Annotated in this window: 1 protein-coding gene (cut by a window edge); it reads left to right on the forward strand. The window is 65.1% G+C overall.

Annotated features, from left to right (window positions below; genetic code table 11):
- On the forward strand, nucleotides 1-24,253 hold the 5' end (the start) of the coding sequence (locus K1X11_RS15345; protein WP_324726003.1) for a hypothetical protein. 32,666 nt of this gene lie beyond the right edge of the window; only the first 24,253 of its 56,919 coding nucleotides appear in the window; the start codon lies at nucleotides 1-3; the stop codon falls past the right edge of the window.

Consider the following 24,253-nt stretch of genomic DNA (forward strand, 5'->3'; position numbering starts at 1 on the left):
GTGAATCGCACTAAGTCCAGCACCCCGGCACCGTCCTATGCCATTGAGCCATTGGAGACTCGTCTCCTGCTCTCGGCTACGGCGTTGCCTGATCAACTGACCCCGATTGCGGGCAGTGATGCGCTGGTGGTGATCCATGCTCCGAGCATGGTTGAGGAACAAACCAACGTTGCCGCGGCTGCCGCCGAAGCCGGGAATGGCCTCTTCGCCGACCTCCCGCTGGCCGAAATGGAGCACGTCGCGGCTCTCAACGAAGAGCCGGCGACGACCGAAGAGACGCCCGCCACGACCGATGAGGGCGAGTCCCCGACCGAGCAGGTTGAGGTGACGCAGACCGCGACCCCGACCGCTCCGACGACGGAAGAACCGGCCCCCACCGATGAGGTGCTGCCGGAGTCCCCGGACGCCACAACCACTCTTGATCAACAAGTTACCACGCTGAACACGGGGCAGGGACCTCCGTCCGGCTCGACCGACGGCACGACTTCCACCCCTGAAACTCCGACCAGCTTGGCCGCGGGCGGGGATTCTGTTGTGCCTGAAGATGCGGGTGGATTGGACACGGGAGACTACACTTTGGGGGCGGGAGAGACCCTCACCATCACGATCGGCGGCACGGCCGACGGTGATTACAACACGATCAACGCCTCGGGCACCGCGACCCTCGCCGGTGACTTGGTGGTCGAGTTCAGCAACGGCTTCAGCCCGACGGTCGGCGACACGTTCGACATCCTGACCTTCGCCGGCATCAGCGGCCAGTTCAGCGGCGCGTCCGGCATCTTCGGATTTGGCGATGGCACCGTCTATCTCGAGATCGTGCAAAAAGCCGACCGCATCCAATTGGTTGCAAAATCGTTCAGCTACGGGACCGATAACTTCGTCTTCGATCTGGCCGGCGACAGCTTCAAGCAGCAGCTCGGCGAATTCCTGAGCTTCAGTTATTTTGCATTAACGTCGGTGAGCGTGACCGGCTCGCTCGAGCTCAGCTCCTTTGCTCAATTGCAAGGCGCTTTCACTTTGACCCGCCTCACCGACCTCGGCGTCACGATCGGTTCCGGCACCGACACGGTCTCCGGCTTCACCCTCGCCGCCACCGATGTGGATCTCTTCGTCGGCACCGGCGGCCCCTACTGGCTCGACACCAATGGCGACGGCACGGTCGACGCCTCCAGTTCGGCCGCGGTCGGCTTCGCCGCATCCGATGTCGATGTCGCGTTGCTCTGGGCCAAGCCCAACGACGAGACCAACGGTTCCCGCTACTACGCGGTCGAAGCCACCGCCGGCACCGCCAGCCTGGTGGGCCTCGGCTCCGATTTCACTTTCTCGCTCGCCGGCCTCAGCCTGACCCTCAACCGCGGCGTCGCCAGCAACGGCAGCTCGGCCGACCCGATCAACTTCTCCGCGCTCGGCACCGGTGGTTATAACATCGTGGTCGGCGGCAGCACGGTCACTCTAGACTATAATAGCAGTGTTCGCCGCGCCTCCGTGAACCAGGCCGTCATCCAGATCGGCGGATTCGTTTCCTTCGAGGGTGGTCTTTCGCTCGATCCGCAGGGCGACCAAACCGTCACCCTCACCGACAGCTCCACCAAGTCCGCCAGCCTGCTCACCCTCACCATGAGCAACGTCAATGCCTTCATCGGCGTCGACGGCCCCTACTGGACCGACTCCAACAGCGACGGCACCATCGACAGCAACGATACCCCGGATGCCAACTCTGTCGGCGTCGCCGTCTCCGGCGTGAACCTCGCCCTCGCGCTCTTCCGTCCGACCGACACCTCCGACACCGCGCGCTACTACGGCCTCAGCCTTTCCGGCACGAGCGGTTCCCTCGTTGGCATCGACGACCTCACCCTCACGGTCAACGACTTCACCTTCGAAGCCAACCGCGTTACCGGCGGCACCGACTCCACCCCGGTCATCGATTTCACCACCTTCTCCGGCGGCGCCCTCAGCATCAGCACCGGCAGCGGTTCGGTCAGCATAGACTACGATGCCCGCGTCTTCCGCGGCACCACCGCCGATGCCACCATCGCGCTCAGCGGCTTCATCTACGTGCGCGGTGCGTTCGCCTTCGATTACAACCCGGGTCTTGCCGAAGCGGTTGACGGCGGCGGCACCCGTTCGCTCGACGCCCTCATCATCGGTTCGGCCGATGCCTACGTCTTCGCCGGCCTCGGTGGTCCCTACTGGGTCGACTCCAATAACGACGGTGTCGTCGACGATGCCGATATCCCGGCGACCGATGGCGCGCTCGGTTTGGCCCTCGGTGGGGTTGACCTCGCTCTCGCGCTCCTTCGCCAGACCGGCGTGGCCGATGCCGACGCGGTCGAATACACCGCCCTCAAGGCGCACGCCGATTCCGCTTCCTTTATCTACTACAGCGACATCGCCACGCTGGAGGCCTCCGACGTCAACATCGAGGTCAACACCGCCAACGACCCGAACGACTCGATCGTGGCCGGCGATTTCAGCAACCTCACCGGCGGTGGCCTCACGGTGGAAACCGGCGGTGACTCCATCCTCATCGATTTTGATGCCGAAGTGCTCCGCGCCAACGTCGGCCTCGGCACCATCCAGCTGTCGCAGTTCATCTACCTGCGCGGCGGTTTTGCCATCGAGAAGCAAAACGACGCAACCGCCAACCTCGTCGGCGGCGGCACGGCCAACCTCGACGTCGTCACCATCGGCGCCAACGACCTCGCCCTCTTCGTCGGCGCGAGCGGCCCCTATTGGGCCGACTCCAATGGCGACGGCGTCATCAATGGCGATGACACGCCCGATTCCGCCGCGGTCGGTTTGGCTGCTTCCGGCGTGAGCGCCGCCATCTTCTTCGGTGAGGGTGCCGACGATTCCCGCTACTACGCGATCAACGCCACCATCGGCACCGCCTCGCTGGTCGGTCTCGACAGCGACATCTTCACCGCGTCACTCACCGGCCTCACCGTTGAGTCCAACTACGCCGCCGACACCGATGGTGCCGAGCTCGACGCCGTCATCGATTTCTCTGCCTTCACCGGCGGCGGTCTCGAGATCGCGACCAGCAGCACGACCTCCATCACGCTGGACTATAATAGTAAGGTCGCCCGCGCCACCGTCACCCAGGCGCTCTTCCAAGTTGGCGGATTCATTTCTTTTGAAGGTGGCCTCGCCATTGAAGACCTCGGCTTCCGCGACTTCACCCTCACCGACAGCGCGACCGTCAACGTCGAGGCGCTCACCTTCACGATGACCGACGTGCGCGCCTTCGTTGGCGTGAACGGACCCTACTGGACCGACTCCAACAGCGACGGCGTCATCGACGACAACGACACGCCCGATGCCAACGCCATCGGTGTGGCCGTGAGCGGCGTCGACCTCGCTCTCGCGCTCCTGACGCCGACCGATCCGACCATCGCGGTGCGTTATTACGCGCTGTCGCTTTCGGGTGACTCCGGTTCCCTCGTGGGCGTCGACTCCGTCACGCTGTCGACGTCCGACTTCGCTTTCGCCGCCAACGGCGTATCCGGCACCACCGACGATTCCGCGCCGGTGATCGACTTCTCCGCCCTCGATGGCGGTGGCCTCTCGCTCGCCACCGGCGGTGACGCGGTCTTCTTCGATTACAGCGACCGCGTCCTCCGCGGCTCCACCGCCAACGCCACGCTTGCGGTTTCCAGCTTTGTTTATGTGTCCGGCGGATTCGCCTTCGACTTCAACCCGGGCCTCGTCGAATCCATCGACGGTGGCGGCACTCGCGAACTCGATGCCCTGATTCTCGGTGCCTCCGATGTCCGCGTCTTCGTCGGCCTCGGCGGACCTTACTGGACCGACTCCAATAGCGATGGTGTCATCGACGACAGCGACACCCCGGCCAGCGAGGGCGCCATCGGTTTCGCCATGAGTGGCGTTGACCTCGCGCTCGCGCTCCTGCGCCAGACCGGCGTCGCCGAAGCCGATGCGGTCGAATACACTGCGCTCAAGGCCCACGCCGACACCGCCGCCTTTGTGGGCTTCGCCGATCTCATGCGTCTCGATGCCTCCGACATCGACATCGAGGTCAACACCGCCTTCGACCCGAACGACAGTATCACCGCCGGTGACTTCAGCGGCCTCTCGGGCGGCGGTCTCACCGTCGCGACCGGTGGCGACGATATGGTGCTCGATTTCGATCGTTACCTCGTTCGAGCCAGCGTGGGTCTCGCGAACATACAAGTCTCCGAGTTCGTCTCCTTCACCGGTGGCTTCGCTTTCGAGAAGGGGGTGCCGATTGTCGAAGACCTCGGTGGCGGCGTCACCCGCAACCTCGACGTGGTTACGATCGGTGCGACCAACTCCTACCTCTTCGCCGGCACGGGTGGCCCTTACTGGACCGACTCCGATGGCGACGGTGATATCGATGGTGATGACACGCCCGACTCCGACGGCGCCGCCGGTGTTGCCATGGGTGGCGTCAATTTCGCCCTCACGCTCATGCGCCAAACCGGCGTCGATGCCGCCGATGCGATTCAATACGTCGCGCTCAAGGCCACCGCCGCCTCCGCCTCTTGGGTCGGTTTCGAAACCGCGGTTTCGTTTACCCTTTCCGACATCACCGTCGAAATTAACAAGGCCGTCGATCCGGCCGGCGTTGTTACCGCGGCCGACTTCTCCGGCCTCGATGGTGGCGGTCTCTCCGTCGCGACCGGCGGTGATCCGATCCTCATCGATTTTGATCAGGAACTGATCCGCGTCTCCATCGGCAACGCCAACATCGGCGTTTCCGAGTTCGTGCAGATCAGCGGCGCCTTAACCCTCGAGCAGGTGACCCGCACCATCACGTTGGCCGACGGTTCCGTCGCCGATGTCACCAGCCTCACTTTGGGTGGTTCCAATGTTTCCGCTTTCGCCGGCATCAACGGCGGCGGCAGCGACGACCAAAAGCGCGGCTTCGAGCTCTCCGGCGTTGAGTTTGCTCTCGCGCTCTTCACGCCCGACGAGGCCCAGACCGATCTCGACGGCATCAACTGGATGTCGCTCAAGGCCTCCGCCACCTCCTTCAGCCTCACCGGTATCCCCGGCCTCACCCTCAGCGGTGGTCCGCTCACCGTTTCGCTTAACCAGGTGCTCGGTCTCGCCGACGGCATCGACGCCAACGGCTGGGTGGTCGACTACTCCAGCTCGTCGCTCAGCGTCGCGACTGGCCCGTCCTCCACGCTGGCCCTCGACTTTGATGGCACCGATGGCGAACTGCTCGAAGTGGGCGGCAACCTCACCGTGGGCATCGGTAGCTTCTTCCACGTTTCCGGTGACTTCGCCTTCCGCCGCTCGCTCGCCGATGTGACTTTGGCCGATGGCGTTGAAGTCGAAACCGACCTGCTCACCATCGGTGGCACCAATCTTTCTGCCTTCGCCGGCGTTAACGGTCCGGCCGATTCCGGCAACGCCGTCGGCCTCGTCCTCTCCGGCGTTGAGTTCGCGCTCGCCATCTTCAGCGAGCGTATCAGCGCGGGTGATACGACTACCATCCCGTCCAGCTGGATGGCTCTGCGCGCCAGCGCGACCTCCGCCTCCTTCGCCGGCCTCAACGGCATCACGCTCGAAACCCGCAGCGTCTCGGTCGAAATCAACCGCGCTCTCGGTCTCGAGCCGGGCGACATCCACAACGTCGTCGACTTCTCCGCTGATCCGCTGGCCGTTCGCACCGGCACCGACTCCACGCTCGATCTCAACTTTGATGGCGCCGACGGCGAACTCCTCGCCGCCCGCGGCATCCTCGACATCGATCTTTACGGCTTCGTCCAGTTCCGCGGTGAGCTCTCCTTCACCCGCAGCGACGACACCGTGACCCTCGACGACGGCACCGAAGTGGACGTGGCCCAACTCACCCTCGGTTCCAACGGCCTCGACGTCTTCGCCGGTCTCGCCACCGATGGTGAACCGTCTCTCGGTTTCCAACTGCAGGACGTCAACCTCGCCTTGGTCGTGCAGACCTCGCTCGCCGATCCGTCCCTCCAATGGGTCACGCTCGATGCCGAAGCCGGCTCGGCTGCCTTCATCGGCGTCGAAGGTCTCACCGTCGAATCCGACACCATCAGCATCGAGATCAACCGCGCCGCTTCCGACGGCTCGATCGTCAACTACGCCACCGACACGCTCACGGTTGCCACCGGTCCGAGCACCTCGCGCGTCATCGACTTCAGTTCCGATGCGGGTGAAACCCTCCGCGCTTCCGGCAACGTTCGCCTCGATGTCTTCGGCTTCATCCAGCTCGAAGGCGGTTTCGCTTTTGAGAAGACCACCCGAACCCTGACCCTCGCGGACGGCACCGAAGTCGACACCGAATTGCTCACCGTGGGTGGCACCGGCGTCACGGCCTTCGCCGGCGTCAACGGTCCGGTCGAATCCGGTTACGCCATGGGCTTCGCGCTCAGCGGCGCCGACTTCGCCCTCGCGCTCGCCAATGGCGAAGTCGACAACACCGCCGTCAGTTGGACCTCTCTCCAAGCCACCGCCACCAACCTCAGCGTGGTGGGTGTGCCCGGCCTCACGGTCAGCGGCGATTCCCTCTCCGTTGCCATTAACCGCTTCAACGGTTCGGTGACCGGCCGCGACAGCGCCGACCTCGTGGTCGATTACGCCGACGGCGCCACCGCGCTCTCCATCGCCACCGGTCCGTCCTCATCCTTCACCTTCGATATGGAAGGGGCCAAGGGTAACCTGACCCGTATCTCCGGCGATCTCACCCTCGTGGTGGGTAACTTCTTCTCGGTCACCGGCGGATTCGGGTTCGAGCAATCCCGCGGCACCGTCACGCTCGCCGACGGTCGTTTGGTCGACGCCGATCTGCTCCTCATCGGTGCCGACAGCGTGGACGCCTTTGCCGGTCTCAACGGCGGCTCCTCCGACGCCCTGGGTCTCTCCCTGCAATCCGGCGATCTCGCCCTCGCGCTGGTCTCCGACCGCGCCAATCCGGGCTGGCGTTGGATGGCCCTGCAGGCCGCCGCCGCCGAGGTGTCCTTCGTCGGCCTCGATGGTTTCACTCTACTCGGCAAGGGCCTCGTGGTGGAGATCAATCAAAACACCAGCTTCACCACCAACACGGTTCTCGCCCTCGATCTCGACGGCACCCTCGGCACGGTCACCTTCACCCTCGGCGCCGACACCTCCTCCTTCGACATCGCCTCCACCGATGACGACACCGCCATCGCCGCCGCGCTCACCTCCGCTCTCGAAGCGCTCGATGGAGTAGGGGAGGGCAACGTGCTCGTCTTCGGCAACCGCGCCGACGGCTTCACCCTCGAGTTCATCGGCGACCTCGCCAGCGACGATCTCACCGGCCTCTCCGTCGCCACTGTCGATCCGACCCTCAATTCCTCGGTCACCGAGGTCACCGCCGCCGTCAACGGCATCAGCGAAGTCCAACGCCTGCGCCTCGCCGCCAACACCGCTGCCTTCGGTTCCTTCGCCCTGCAGTTCGGCGACCAGACCACCGGCACCATCACTTACTCCGCCAACCAGAGTGTGCTCGCCGCCGACATCCAGGCCGCCCTCGAAGCGCTCTCCAATATCGGCGCGGGCAACATCACCGTGGCGGAAGCGACCGGCTCCACCGCCGCCGTTCGCCTCTTCGACATCACCTTCACCGGTGACCTCGCCGGCCAGGACGTCGCCACGCTGCTCGTGCGCAACGTCGTTTCCGGCATCTACGCCAACGCGCACTACACGCTCACCCTCGGTTCGCAGAACGTCACCCTGACCTTCGGCTACAGCAGCGACACCTCCGCCGTCGTCCTCGCCGCATCCGATTCCGACGCCACTATCATCGGCAACCTCACTTCCGCCATCGAATCCCTCGATGGCATCGGCGCTGGCAACGTGCTCGTCGCCGGTAACCGCACCGACGGTTACACCATCGAGTTCGTCAACGCCCTCGCTTCCACCCCGGTCTCCGGTCTCTCCGTCGCCACCGCATACCAGCCGGTGCAGACCTCGGTCACTCAGATTTCCACCGGCGGCACGTCGGCCAACGAAATCCAACAGATCACGATCACCGCCAGCCTCACCGCCCGCGGCACTTACACGATCTCCATCGGTAACTACACCACGGCCAACATCCGCTTCGCCGGCAGCGACGTCACCAACAACGCCCGCTACATCCGCCAGGCTCTCGCCGCCCTCCCGATCATCGGCTCCGGCAACGTCTCGGTCGTTTACGATCAGACCTCCACGATCTCCGAGCAGCGCTACACGGTTACCTTCCGTAACGGTGTCGCCGGCCGCAACTTCCCGACCGCCACGGTCAACAACACCAAACTCACCGGTGCCGCCGTATCCATCACCTCCCTACAGGATGGTTCTTCCGGCGCCCGCGCCGCCCAGCGCATCACCGTCGAAGCCGATGAGGGGGGCCGCTTCCGCCTCTCCATCACCGACAACGGCACGACCTACGTCACCGATTACCTCACCATCGGCGCGTCCGCTTCCGATGTGGCCCGCGCGCTGACCGCCTCCTGGAGCCCGGCCTCCTCCGGCACGGTGGATAAGGAAAACGACACCACCTACGTCATCTCCTTCAACCCGTCCTCCTTCGAGGGTCGCGATCCGTCGCTCATCGTCATCTCCGCGGTTCCGTCCGGCACCGCCGCCGTCGTTTCCCTCGACCAGGCCGGTGGCGCCCAAGTCACCCGCGCCGGCAGCCTGTCGCTCTCCATTTCCACGGTCACCCCGGGTGTTGCCGCCATCGGTGAAACCCAACGCATCGTGATCGACGAAGGCGCCCCGGGCACCTTCACACTTAGCTTCACCGTTGCCGGACAGACCTTCACCACCGCCGCCGTCGATCTCGACGCCGACGCCGATGCGCTCGTCACCGCCGTCTTCGATGCCTTCAAGGCCGACTACGCCACCCTCACCATCACGGTGCGCGAATACGGCAATCGCACTTGGGAGATCGATTTTGAAGGCGACCTCGCCGGTCTCGATGTGGCCGATGCCGTCGTGACGATCAGCGTCACCAACACCGTCGCCTCCCTCACCACCGTCCAAACCGGCACCACCAATACCAACGGCGGCGGCACGGTCATCGATTGGCAAACCGATCCGCTCGACGTGATCACCGGTCCGAGCACCACCCAGACGATCAACATCGATGGTGCCGACGGTAACGTTATCCGGGCCTCCGGTTACGTGCAGGTGGAGCTCTTCGGCTTCGTCACTCTCGCCGGCAACTTCGCCTTCGAGAAGAAGGAGAACACCATTGCCTCCGAGGATGGCACCGCGCTCGAGGACTTCGACATCCTCACCATCGGCAGCGCCGACGCTTACCTCTTCGCCGGTATTGGCGGCCCTTACTGGACCGACTCCAACAACGACGGTGTCATCGACAGCAACGACACGCCCGACACCGCCGGTGCCATGGGCATTGCCGTGGGTGGCGTGACCGCTGCCATCGCCGTGCTCAATGACCGCGCCAATCCGGACATCGCCTACGTGGGCCTCAAGGTCGTTGCCGACTCCGCCGCCATGGTCGGTCTCGGTGACCTCGCCACCATCGATGCCCGCGACATCACCGTCGAAATCAACACCGCCCGCGATCGCACCGATTCGACCGCGACGCCGACTCCGTTTGATTTCAACCGCTTCGAGGGCGGCGGCCTTGCCGTTCTCACTGGCGGTGACACCCAGGTCATCGCTTACAACAGCGAGCTGCTTCGCATCCGCGTTGCCGATGCGACCGTCGCTATCGGCGGTTTCGTTTACATCCGCACCGCCTTCCAACTCGAGAAGAGCCCGTCTGTCGTCGAGGTCCTTGATGGCGGTGCGACGCGCGATCTGGACGTGCTGCTCATCGGTGCGGACAACGCCTACGTGTTCGCCGGCTTGGGTGGCCCGTATTGGGTCGACTCCAACAACGACGGCAAGGTCGACGCCAACGACACGCCCGACGCCGACGGCGCGATCGGCATCGCCATTGGCGGCATGACCTTCGGTCTCGCGCTGCTCAAGCAGACCGGCGTGGCCGATCCGGCAACCTACGTGGCCTTCAAGGGCACGGCCGACTCCGCCGAGCTGGTCGGCATCGAAGACTTCCTCTCGGTCGGCGCCTACGGCATCATGATCGAGGTCAACACCGCCAACGATCCGTCCGGCACCGTTGAGGCCGGTGACTTCAGCTCGATGGAGGGTGGGGGACTGACGATCGCCACCGGCGGTGTCGACGACGTGCTCATCGACTTCGATCACGCGCTGACCCGCGTCCAAGCAACCGACGCGCTCTTCCAGCTCGCCGACTTCATTTACCTGCGCGGTGGCTTCGCTTTCGAGAAGGGCGTGCCCGTGGTCGAGCAACTCGACGGTGGCGGCACCCGCGACCTCGATGTGCTGACCTTCGGCATCAGCAACGCCTACCTCTTTGCCGGATCGGGCGGACCTTACTGGGTCGACTCCAACGGCGACGGTATCGTCAACGGCGACGACACCCCCGACGCTTCCGGCGCTCTCGGTCTCGCCATCGGTGGCGTGAACGCCGCTCTCGCGCTGCTCAAGCAGACCGTCGAGACCGACCCGATCACTTACGTCGCCCTCAAGCTGCACGCCGACTCCGCAGCCTTCGTCGGTCTCTCCGACCTCTTGGTCCTCGAAGCGACCAACATCACCGTAGAGATCAACTACGCCGACGACCCCAGCGGCGTCGTCCGCGCCGGCGACTTCAGCCAGATGACCGGCGGCGGCCTCTCCATCCTGACCGGTGGCGACTCCATCCTCATCGACTTCAGCGACGAACTGCTCCGCGTGAACATCGGCACCGCCAAACTGCAGGTGGCCAGCTTTGTATTCCTCGAAGGTTCCCTCGCGCTCACCCGCACGCCGCAGACCATCACCCTCGCCGACGGCACCTCCGTGGCGACCTCGATGCTCAACCTCGGTGGTTCGAACCTCAACGTGTTCGCCGGCGTCAACGGTCCGGCCGACGCCGAAGGCGCGATCGGCTTCAGCCTCACTGGCGTCGACTTTGGCCTCGCACTCTTCACGCCGGACGAAGGCCAAGACGCGCTCGCCAACCTCACCTGGTTGAGCCTCAAGGCCGAAGTGACCAGCATCGGCGTGATCGGCATCCCGGGCCTGACCCTCTCGGCCACCGACGTGGCGATCGAACTCAACCAAGTTTCCGGTGCCGACGCCGCCACCGCCGATCTCCGCGTGGTCGATTACGGTGCCCAATCCATCACGGTCGAAACCGGCCCGTCGTCTTCCGTCGAAATCGACTTCGCCGGCGAGCTCGGCCAGCTGATCCAGGTCAGCGGTCAGATGAACGCCAACGTGTTTGGCTTCTTCCACGTCGCCGGTGGCCTCGCATTCCGCCAAGCCTCCGAAACGATCACGCTCGCCGACGGCACCGAAGTCGAAACCCGCGCCCTCACCCTCGGTGGCACCGGCCTCACCGCCTTCGCCGGCATCAACGGCCCGGCCGCCAACAGCGGCGCAATCGGCTTCAGCCTGACCGGCGTCGAGTTCGGTCTCGCGATCTTCAGTGAAGTCGTCGACCAGAACGATCCGTCCGCTGTCGCCGGTCGCTGGCTCTCGCTTTCCGCCACCGCCGACTCGGCTTCCTTCGACGGTATCCCGGGCGTGACCATCAATTCCGAGAACGTGGAAGTGCAGATCAATCGCCAGCTCGGTCTCGCCGAAGGTGACACCCCGAACGTGGTCGATTTCAGCACCACGCCCTTCGAGCTGCCGACCAGCAGCAGCACCAGTTTTGAACTCGATCTCGACGGCGCCGAAGGCGAGCTGCTGCGCGCCAATGGTTTCCTCGAAATCGACCTCTACGGTTTCGTTCAACTCCGCGGCAATCTGGCCGTTTCCCGCACCGATGGCAGCGTCACCCTCGACGACGATTCCACCGTCACGACCGACCAACTGCTCATCGGCGGTGAAGACCTCGATGCCTTCGCCGGCATCGCCGTCGGCGGTGAACCGTTCCTCGGCTTCGAACTCGGCAACGTCGACTTCGCGCTCGCCATCCAGACGGACCAAGCCGACGCCACCCGCCAGTGGGTGACTTTCGATGGCGAGGCTGGCCGCGCCGCCTTCATCGGCGTCCCGGGTCTGACGGTCGAAGCCGACACGGTGAACCTCGAGATCAACCAGGCCGCCTCCGACGGCACGATCGTCGATTACGCCACCACGCCGCTCACCGTCGCCACCGGCACGGGCACGAGCCGCGACATCACGCTCTCCGCCGAAAACGGCGAAACCCTGCGCGCTTCGGCCAACATCAATCTCGACGTCTTTGGCTTCGTCCAACTCTCCGGCGGCTTCGCCTTCGAGAAGACCCAGACCCAGGTCACCTTGGCCGACGATACCGTCGTCGACACCGAGGTGCTCGAAATTGGCGGCTCCAATGTCACCGCCTTCGCCGGCATCGATGGCCCGGTCGATTCCGGCGCCGCCATGGGCTTTGGTCTCTCCGAGATGGACTTCGCGCTCGGCCTCTTCACCGGCACGGTTTCCGGCGAGAACGTATCCTGGACTTCACTACAAGCGACGGTCGGCACCTTCGAAACCGTCGGTGTGCCCGGCCTCGAGGTGGATGGCGATACGCTCTCCATCGAGATCAACCGCTTCAACGGTGACATCGATGGCCGCGATTCCGCCGACCTCGTCATCGACTACACCGCGACCAACCTTTCCATCGCCACCGGACCGAGCACTTCCATCACGCTCAATATGGATGGGGCGCAGGGTAACCTGACCCGCATCGTCGGTAACCTCGACGTTTCCATCGTCGGCTTCGTTTCCGTCTCCGGCAGCTTCGGTTTCGAGCAATCCCGCGGTTCCGTCACCTTGGCCGATGGCCGCACGGTTGACGCCGACCTCCTCCTCATCGGTGCGACCAACATCGACGCCTTCGTCGGTCTCAACGGCAACACCGCCGACGAGCTCGGCCTGAATCTCGACAGCGGTGATTTCGCCTTCGCTCTCGTCGCCGACCGCGCCAACCCGAGCTGGCGCTGGATGGCCCTCCGCGCTTCCGCCGATGAAGCCTCCTTCGTGGGCGTCGACGGACTCACCCTGACCGGCAAGGGCCTGCTGGTTGAGATCAACCGCAACCTTAGCTCTTCCAATAACACCGTTCTCGCCCTCGACCTCTCCGGCACGCTCGGCGAAGTGGAGTTTGGTTACAGCGGTTCCACCAGCTCGCTCACCCTTACCCAGGATAGCAACGACGCCAGCGTCCGCGCCGATCTGCTCACCGCGCTCGCCGCCCTCGACGGCATCACCGCCGATGACGTGATCATCTACGGCAGCCTCGCTGAAGGCTACACGCTTGAGTTCATCGGCGCGCTGCAGGGCCAGGACGTGACCGGGCTGACGGTAAACACGACCGCGCCGACGATCACGACCGACGTGACCGAACGCATCGCGGCCGCCGCCGGCGTAAACAGCGTCCAGGAACTGCGCCTCACCACCAACGGCGCGGGCTTCGGTGCCTTCACTTTGACCTTCGGCAGCGAAACGACCGCTGCCATCACGCTGACCGACGACGCCACCGCGCAGGCCGCCACCATCAAGGCCGCCCTCGAAGCGCTCAGCGGCATCGGCACTGGTGACATCACCGTCAGCGAAGCGACCGGCTCGGTCTCCGGTGACCGCCGCTACGCCATCACCTTCGGCGGCAGCCTCGCCGCCACCGAAGTTGCTCTGCTGCGCGCCAAAGTCACGCTCTCCGGCGTGGTGCAAAACGCCACCTACACGCTGACCCTCGGCACCGCCGAATCGACCCTGACCTTCACCTACAATGGCAACTCGGTCGACGTCGCCATCCCCGAGGCCGCCTCCGACGCCTTCATTGCCTCGGCGATCCGCACCAACCTCGAGACCCTCGCCGGCATCGGAGCCAACAACGTCGAAGTCACCGGCACCCGCACCGACGGCTTCACCATCACCTTCATCGGCGCCCTCGCCGGCCAACCCGTCAACGGCCTCACCGTGGCGACCGCGCTGCCCGAGATCACCACCACCGTCGACATCATCGGCAGCGGCACCTCCGGCCAGCTCGAGATCCAGGTCATCACGATCGACAACTCCAGCCTCTCCGGCTCGGGCCGCTACCGCCTCACCCTCAACGGTGAAACCACCGTCGAGATCCGCTTCGCCGGCAGCGACGTTACCAACAACAAGCGCTACATCCGCCAAGCCCTCGAAGGCCTCAGCTTCGTTGGCGCGGGCCGCGTGACGGTGACCTACGACTCGTCCTCCACGATCAGCGAACAACGCTACATCGTGACCTTCGCCTCCAGCGTGTCCCCGCGGATCAGCGGCGTGATGACGGTCAACAACTCGGGCCTGCGCAACGCGACCGTGTCCACCACCCGGACCCAAGCCGGCAGCCTCTCAGCGGGTCAGTCCCAACGCATCACGATCACCGCGCCGACCGGTGGCACCTTCCGCCTGCAGATCACCGACAACGGCGTCACCTATACCACCAGCGTGCTCTCCATCGGCGCGACCGCCTCCGAAGTCGCCCAAGCCCTCACCGCCGCCTGGACCCCGATCTCCTCGGGCACGGTCGAAACGACCGGCACCGACGTTTACGTCATCACCTTCAATCCGGACTCCTTCGAAGGCCGCACGCCGGACACGATCGCGGTGCTCGCCACCCCGACCGGCCCGTCCGCCACCCTGACCTCCGAGATCACCGGCGGTTCGACCAAGAACCTCGGCGGCGCGATCACCGTGGCGGTGACCATGACCACCGCGGGTCAGGCTCCGACCGGCGAGACCCAACGCCTCGTCCTCGGCCAAGGTGCCAACGGCACCTTCACGCTCAGCTGGGTGATCGACGGCACGACCTACACCACCGCCGCGGTCTCCTTCGACGCCACCGCCGACGAACTGGTCGACGCGGTCTTCAACGCGCTGAAGGACGACTTCACGACGCTGACGATCACGGTGACCGAATACGGCAACCGCACTTGGGACATCGAATTTGAAGACGACCTCGCCGGCCGCGATTTGGTCGCCGCCACCGTTGCGCTCACCCTCGACACCACCAGCGCCTCCCTCACCACCATCCAAACCGGCACGACCAATACCGCCGGCGGCGACACGGTTATCGATTGGAAGACCGATCCGCTCGACGTCATCACCGGTCCGGGCACGACCACGACCCTCGATATGGACGGCGCCGACGGAAACCTCGTCCGTGCCACCGGTTACCTCCAGATCCAGATCTTCGGGTTCGCCACCCTCGCCGGTAACTTTGCCCTCGAGAAGAAGGAAAACACCATCGCCTCCGAGGACGGCACCGCCCTCGAAGACTACGACATCCTCACCCTCGGGTCGGCCGACGCCTACCTCTTCGCCGGCATTGGCGGTCCTTACTGGGTCGATTCCAACAACGACGGTGTCATCGACAGCAACGACACGCCCGACTCCGCCGGTGCGATCGGTGTGGCCGTTGGTGGTGTCACCGCCGCGCTCGCGCTCCTCAACAATCAGGACGCCCCGGACATCACCTACATCGCGCTCAAAGCCGTCGCCGATTCCGCCTCCGTGGTGGGTCTGGGCGACCTGCTCTCCATCGATGCCCGCGACATCACCGTCGAAATCAACACCGCCCGCGATCGCAACGACTCCACCGCCACTCCGGACGTCTTCGACTTCAACCGCTTTGAAGGTGGCGGCCTCGCGGTTCTCACCGGCGGCGACACCCAGATCCTTTCCTACGATACCGAGTTGCTCCGCGTGAACGTGGCCGATGCCACCATCGCCTTGGCCAACTTCGTTTGGATCCGCACCTCCTTCAACTTCGAGCGCAGCCCGTCAGTCGTCGAGGTCCTCGACGGCGGCGCCACCCGCGACCTCGACGTCATCACGATCGGCGCGGACAATGCCTACGTGTTCGCCGGCCTGGGCGGCCCGTATTGGGTCGACTCCAACAACGACGGTAAGGTCGACGCCAACGACACGCCGGACGCCGACGGTGCGATCGGCATCGCCATTGGCGGCATGACCTTCGGCCTCGCGCTGCTCAAGCAGACCGGCGTGGCCGATCCGGCAACCTACGTGGCGTTCAAGGGCACGGCCGATTCCGCCGAGCTGGTCGGTATCGAAGACTTCCTCTCGGTTGGCGCCTACGGCATCACGATCGAGGTCAACACCGCCAACGATCCGTCCGGCACGGTTGAAGCCGGTGACTTCAGCTCGATGGAGGGTGGGGGACTGACGATCGCCACCGGCGGTGACGACGACGTGCTCATCGACTTCGATCACGCGCTGACCCGCGTCCAGGCGACCGACGCGCTCTTCCAGCTCGCGGACTTTATTTACCTGCGCGGCGGCTTCGCCTTCGAGAAGGGCGTGCCCGTGGTCGAGCAACTCGACGGTGGCGGCACCCGCGACCTCGACGTGCTGACCTTCGGCATCAGCAACGCCTACCTCTTTGCCGGTTCCGGCGGACCTTACTGGGTCGACTCCAACGGCGACGGTATCGTCAACGGCGACGATACGCCCGACGCCTCCGGCGCCCTCGGCCTCGCCGTCGGTGGCGTGAACGCCGCCCTCGCGCTGCTCAAGCAGACCGTCGAGACCGACCCGATCACTTACGTCGCCCTCAAACTCCACGCCGACTCCGCGGCCTTCGTTGGCCTTTCCGACCTCTTGGTCCTCGAAGCGACCAACATCACTGTTGAGATCAACTACGCCGACGATCCCAACGGCGTGGTCCGCGCCGGCGACTTCAGCCAGATGACTGGCGGCGGCCTCTCCATCCTGACCGGTGGCGAGTCCATCCTCATCGACTTCAGCGACGAGCTGCTGCGCGTGAACATCGGCACCGCCAAACTGCAGGTGGCCAGCTTCGTGTTCCTCGAAGGCTCCCTCGCGCTCACCCGCACGCCGCAGACCATCACGCTCGCCGACGGCACCTCCGTGGCGACCTCGATGCTCACCCTCGGCGGCTCGAACCTCAACGTCTTCGCCGGCGTCAACGGCCCGGCCGACGCCGAAGGCGCGATCGGGTTTAGCCTCACCGGCGTCGACTTCGGCCTCGCGCTCTTCACCCCGGACGAAGGCCAAGACGCGCTCGCCGACCTCACTTGGCTGAGCCTCAAGGCCGAAGCGACCAGCATCGGCGTGATCGGCATCCCGGGCCTGACCCTCTCGGCCACCGACGTGGCGATCGAACTCAACCAAGTTTCCGGCGCCGACGCCGCCACCGCCGACCTCCGCGTCGTCGATTACGGTGCCCAATCCATCACGGTCGAAACCGGCCCGTCCTCCTCGGTCGAAATCGACTTCGCCGGCGAGCTCGGTCAGCTGATCCAGGTCAGCGGTCAGATGAACGCCAACGTGTTTGGCTTCTTCCACGTGGCTGGCGGCCTCGCCTTCCGCCAAGCCTCCGAGACGATCACCCTCGCCGACGGCACCGAAGTCGAAACCCGCGCCCTCACTCTCGGCGGCACCGGCCTCACCGCCTTCGCCGGCATCAACGGCCCGGCGACCAACAGCGGCGCGATCGGCTTCAGCCTGACCGGCGTCGAGTTCGGCCTCGCGATCTTCAGCGAAGTCGTCGACCAGAACGATCCGTCCGCGGTCGCCGGTCGCTGGCTCTCCCTCTTTGCCACCGCCGAGACCGCCTCCTTCGACGGCATCACTGGTGTCACGATCGCCTCCGAAAACCTCGAAGTTCAGGTCAACCGCCAACTCGGTCTCGCGGATGGCGTCACGCCCAATGTGGTCGACTTCAGCACCGAGGCCTTCGAGCTGCCGACCAGCTCCAGCTCTTCCATCGCGCTCGAAATGAACGGCGCCGACGGCGAGCTCCTGCGCGCCTCCGGTCTGCTCGACATTGATCTCTACGGTTTCGTCCAACTTCACGGTAACCTGGCCGTCTCCCGCTCGGACGGCAGCGTTACCCTCGACGACGAGTCCACCGTCGCGACCGACCAACTGCTCATCGGCGGTGAAGACCTCAACGCCTTCGCGGGTGTGGCGATCGACGGTGAACCCTTCCTCGGCTTCGAACTCGGCAACGTCGACTTCGCTCTGGCCCTCCAGACCGACAAGGCCGACGCCACTCGCCAATGGGTCACCTTCGATGGCGAAGCCGGCCGCGCCGCCTTCATCGGGGTCCCGGGTCTGACCGTCGAAGCCGACACCGTGAACCTTGAGATCAACCAGGCCGCCTCCGACGGCACGATCATCGATTATGCCACCACGCCGCTCAACGTGGCTACCGGCACGGGCACGACCCGCGACATCACACTCTCCGCCGAAAACGGCGAAACCCTGCGCGCTTCGGCCAACATCAATCTCGATGTCTTTGGCTTCGTCCAACTCTCCGGCGGCTTCGCCTTCGAGAAGACCCAGACCGAAATCACCCTCGCCGACGACACCACGGTGCAGACCGAAGTGCTCGCCATCGGCGGCACGGGTGTCACCGCCTTCGCCGGTATCAACGGTCCGGCCGACAATGGCGGCGCCCTCGGCTTCAGCCTCACCGGCGTCGACTTCGCGCTTGGTCTCTTCTCCGGCACGATCGCGGGTGAAGACGTTTCCTGGACTTCCCTCCAAGCCAACGCCGCCGGCTTCGCCATGGTCGGCGTGCCGGGCCTCACCGTTGGCGGCGACACGGTCTCCATCGAGATCAACCGCTTCAACGGCGACATCGATGGCCGCGACTCCGCCGACCTCGTCATCGACTACGTCACCGGAGCCACCAGCTTCACCGTAGCGACCGGCCTATCGGATTCCTTCTCCTTCAACATGGATGGCGCGAAGGGTCAGCTCACCCGCATCGTGGGCAACCTCGACCTCGATATCGCGGGCTTCTTCTCCTTCTCTGGTGGCGTCGCCTTCGAACAATCGCGCGGCACCGTCATGCGCAGCGACGGCAAGTCCGTCGACGCCGACCTGCTCCTCGTGGGTGCGGCCAACGTCGACGCCTTTGCTGGCCTGAACGGCGGCTCCTCCAACGAGCTCGGCCTCAAACTCTCCTCCGGCGACTTTGCCTTCGCCCTCGTCACCGATCGCTCGAACCCGAACTGGCGCTGGATGGCCCTCCGCGCCGAGGCGACTCAACTTCAATTTGTCGGCCTCGACGGCATCACCGCTGAAGGGCAGGGCGTTATCGTTGAGATCAACCGTAATCTCAGCTCCTCCGATAATACCGTCCTCGGTCTCGACCTCACCGGCACGCTCGGCGAAGTGACCTTCGGCCTCGGCGGCGAGACGGCCTCCTTCACCATTACGCAGGACAGCTCCGACGCCGACGTCGACGCCGCCCTCAAGACTGCGCTCGAATCCCTCACCGGCATCGGCGCAGGCAACGTCCAGATTCTCGGCAACCGCACCACCGGCTACACGCTGGAATTCATCGGAGCGCTGCAGGGCCAGGACGTGACCGGGCTGACGGTAAACACGACCGCGCCGACGATCACGACCGACGTAACCGAACGCATCGCGGCCGCCGCCGGCGTTAACAGCGTCCAGGAGCTTCGCCTCACCACCAACGGCGCGGGCTTCGGTGCCTTCACCCTGACCTTCGGCAGCGAAACGACTGCAGCCATCACGCTGACCGACGACGCCACCGCGCAGGCCGCCGCCATCAAGGCCGCCCTCGAAGCGCTCAGCGGCATCGGCACCAGTGACATTACTGTCAGCGAAGCGACCGGCTCGGTCTCCGGCGACCGCCGCTACGCCATCACCTTCGGCGGCAGCCTCGCCGCCACCGAAGTCGATCTGCTGCGCGCCAAAGTCACGCTCTCCGGCGTGGTGCAAAACGCCACCTACACGCTGACCCTCGGCACCGCCGAATCGACCCTGACCTTCACCTACAATGGCAACTCGGTCGACGTCGCCATCCCCGAGGCCGCCTCCGACGCCTTCATTGCCTCGGCGATCCGCACCAACCTCGAGACCCTCGCCGGCATCGGAGCCAACAACGTCGAAGTCACCGGCACCCGCACCGACGGCTTCACCATCACCTTCATCGGCGCCCTCGCCGGCCAACCCGTCAACGGCCTCACCGTGGCGACCGCGCTGCCCGAGATCACCACCACCGTCGACATCATCGGCAGCGGCACCTCCGGCCAGCTCGAGATCCAGGTCATCACGATCGACAACTCCAGCCTCTCCGGCTCGGGCCGCTACCGCCTCACCCTCAACGGCGAAACCACCGTCGAGATCCGCTTCGCCGGCAGCGACGTTACCAACAACAAGCGCTACATCCGCCAAGCCCTCGAAGGCCTCAGCTTCGTTGGCGCGGGCCGCGTGACGGTGACCTACGACTCGTCCTCCACGATCAGCGAACAACGCTACATCGTGACCTTCGCCTCCAGCGTGTCCCCGCGGATCAGCGGCGTGATGACGGTCAACAACTCGGGCCTGCGCAACGCGACCGTGTCCACCACCCGGACCCAAGCCGGCAGCCTCTCAGCGGGTCAGTCCCAACGCATCACGATCACCGCGCCGACCGGTGGCACCTTCCGCCTGCAGATCACCGACAACGGCGTCACCTATACCACCAGCGTGCTCTCCATCGGCGCGACCGCCTCCGAAGTCGCCCAAGCCCTCACCGCCGCCTGGACCCCGATCTCCTCGGGCACGGTCGAAACGACCGGCACCGACGTTTACGTCATCACCTTCAATCCGGACTCCTTCGAAGGCCGCACGCCGGACACGATCGCGGTGCTCGCCACCCCGACCGGCCCGTCCGCCACCCTGACCTCCGAGATCACCGGCGGTTCGACCAAGAACCTCGGCGGCGCGATCACCGTGGCGGTGACCATGACCACCGCGGGTCAGGCTCCGACCGGCGAGACCCAACGCCTCGTCCTCGGCCAAGGTGCCAACGGCACCTTCACGCTCAGCTGGGTGATCGACGGCACGACCTACACCACCGCCGCGGTCTCCTTCGACGCCACCGCCGACGAACTGGTCGACGCGGTCTTCAACGCGCTGAAGGACGACTTCACGACGCTGACGATCACGGTGACCGAATACGGCAACCGCACTTGGGACATCGAATTTGAAGACGACCTCGCCGGCCGCGATTTGGTCGCCGCCACCGTTGCGCTCACCCTCGACACCACCAGCGCTTCCCTCACCACCGTCCAGGTCGGTAGCGCCAACCCGAATGGCGGCGACGTGGTCCTCGACTGGTCCGGCGCCAACGCCCTCACCGTCACCACCGGTCCGGGCGAGACCCTCGACATCACCATCGACGGCGTCGATGGCAACGTCACCCGCGCCGAGGCCTACCTACACCTCAACCTCTTCAACTTCGTCAACCTCGCCGGTCTCTTCGCCCTCGAGGTGAAGGAAAACACGCTGCCGGCCACCGACGGTAACGGCACCGAGGACTTCGACATCCTCACCCTCGGCACCGACGACGCCTACCTCTTTGCCGGTGTCGGTGGTCCCTACTGGGTCGATTCCAACGGTGACGGCCGTATCACCGTTTCCGATACGCCGGAAACCGCCGGTGCCTACGGCATCCAAGCCGGTGGCGTTTCCGCCGCCATCGCATTGGTCCGCGCTGCCGGTGGCACCTCCACGGTTTCCTACGTTGGCGCCACCGTCACGGCCGCCACCGCCGGGGTTGTCGGCTTCGACGGTCTCTTCACCCTGACCGCTAACGACATCACGGTGGAGCTCAACCAGGCCAAGGACTCCGCCGACGAGACCGCCACGCCGGACGTCTTCGACTTCACCCGCTTCACCAACACCGGCCTATCCGTTCGCACCGGCGGCACGCCGATCGATGTAGCCTACGACGCCAAGGTGCTGCGCGCTGTCATTGGTGACGCCACCGTGGCTGTCTCCGAGTTCATTTACCTGCGCGGTTCGCTCGCCTTCGAAGTCGGCAACGCCGTCACCATCTCCGACACCGATGGCACCGAACACGAGGTCACTAGCCTCAACTTCGGCGGTGACGGTCTCCATGTCTTCGCCGGCATCGGTGGTCCTTATTGGGCCGATTCCAACAACGATGGTGTAATCAACGGCGACGACACGCCGGACTCCGCCGGGGCGCTCGGTATCGCTCTGGAGAACGTCTCCGTCGGTCTCGGCGTCTTCACCCCGACTGCGGACGGTGCCACCGATCGTTACTACGCGCTCAAGATCGCCGCCGACACCGCCAGCTTCGTGGGCGTCAACGGCTTCACGCTCTCCGCCAGCGGCATCACCATCGAGGCCAACCAGGTCAGCTCCTCCGACGCCAACGCCACGCCGCTCGACTTCACCAGCCTCGTGGCCGGTGGCTTCGATATCCTGACCGGCGGTGACACCATCACCCTCGACTTCGATTCCGAGCTGCTCCGCGTTTCGGTGGCCGACGCGACCATCGCCATCTCCAGCTTCTTCTACATCCGCGGTGGCTTCGCCTTCGAGAAGGGCCGCGAGATGACCATCACCGACACCGACAACGCCACCAAGACGGTGGATGTCGTGACCTTCGGTCTCTCCGACGCCTACGTCTTTGCCGGTATCGGCGGCCCGTATTGGACCGACTCCAACAACGATGGCGTGCTCGACGAAAACGACACCCCGCTCAGCGACGGTGCCCTCGGTGTGGCCATGGCCGATGTCGACGTGGGTCTCGCGCTCTTCAAGCCGACCGACACCAACGACGCGGTTTCTTACACTGCACTCTCTGCCACCGCCGCCACCGGCCAACTCGTGGGCATGGGCGACTTCGTGGGCCTCATCGCCAACGGCATCACGCTCAACCTCAACATCGCCAGTGACCCGGCCGTGACCGAGGCCCCGTGGCCCGCCGCCATCGACTTCACCAAGCTCGACGGTGGTTCGCTCTCCGTCGCGACCGGCAACGATCCGGTTACCCTCGATTTTGATTCCCGCACCGTCGGGGTCTCCATCGCCGATGCCACTCTGACGCTCGGCAACTTCATCTACGTGCGCGGCGCCTTCGCCTTTGAGCAGTCCTCCGCCATGACGATCGACGACGCCGACGGCACGCAGATCGAGGTCGAAGGCATCACGATTGGCGCCTCCAACGTTTACGTCTTCGCCGGTGCCGGCGGTCCTTACTGGAACGACTCCAACAACGACGGCGTTGTGAATGGCGACGACACGCCGGCCGCATCCGGTGCCCTCGGTATCGCTCTCGCCGGTGTCGACGTGGGTCTTACGCTCTTCAAGCCGACCGATGTCGCTTCCACGGTGCGTTACACCTCGCTCAGCGTGGCGGCTGACTCCGCGTCCTTCATCGGCTTCGGCGGACTCGACCTCACCGCCAACGGTATTTCGGTCGAGGTGAACCACGCCTCCGATACGGCCGACGCCAATGCCGACGTGGCCGTGCTCGACTTCACCAGCCTCACGGGCGGCAAGTTCTCCGTGCCGACGGGCGGTGATCCGGTTGACCTCGACTTCGACGCCTCGCTCCTGCGCGTGCAGGTGGCCGACGCGACCTTCGCCATCGGTGAATTCATCTACATCCGTGGCGGTTTCGCCTTTGAACTGCGTGACACCGTCGAGATCACCGACGTCGGCGGTTCCACCAAGGAAGCCCAGCTCGTCACCTTCGGCCTCTCCAACGTCCACGTTTTCGCCGGCGTCGGCGGACCTTACTGGAACGACTCCAACGGCGACGGCGTGGTCGACGGCACCGACACCCCGGATGCAGCCGGCGCCCTCGGCGTGGCTCTCGGCGGTGTGGATGTGGCCATTGCCTTCTTCAAGCCGACCGACGTCACCGACACGATCACCTACACCGCGGTCAAGGTGTCCGCCGACTCCGCCAGCTTCGTGGGTCTCGGCAACGCGCTCCAGCTCTCCGCCAACGGCATCACCATCGAGGCCAACATCGCCAGCGACTCGGCCAACCCGACCTTTGATCCGGCTCCGGTGAACTTCACTGCGCTGACCGATGGCAGCCTCTCGGTCGCCACCGGCAATGGCTCGATCGCCCTCGATTACGCCACGACACTGCTCCGCGTTTCGATCGCCGACGCCGTCTTCCAGGTTTCCGAGTTCGTTTATGTGCGCGGCGCCTTCGCCTTCGAGGCGGGCACCACCGTCACGGTCAACACCGCCGGCAGCACCCCGACCAGCGTCGAAGCCGATGTCATCACCTTCGGCGCCGAGAACGTGCGCATCTTCGCCGGCGTGGGCGGTCCCTATTGGCAGGACAACGACAACGACGGTGACATCGACGCCGACGACGAAGCCCTCGACACCACCGCCACCGGCGTGGCCATCGACGGCGGCACCGTGGCCCTCGCGCTCTTCAAGCCGACCGACGAAGCCAATACCAACA

The organism is Actomonas aquatica (genome assembly GCF_019679435.2).
GTDB classification, from domain to species: Bacteria; Verrucomicrobiota; Verrucomicrobiia; order Opitutales; family Opitutaceae; genus Actomonas; species Actomonas aquatica.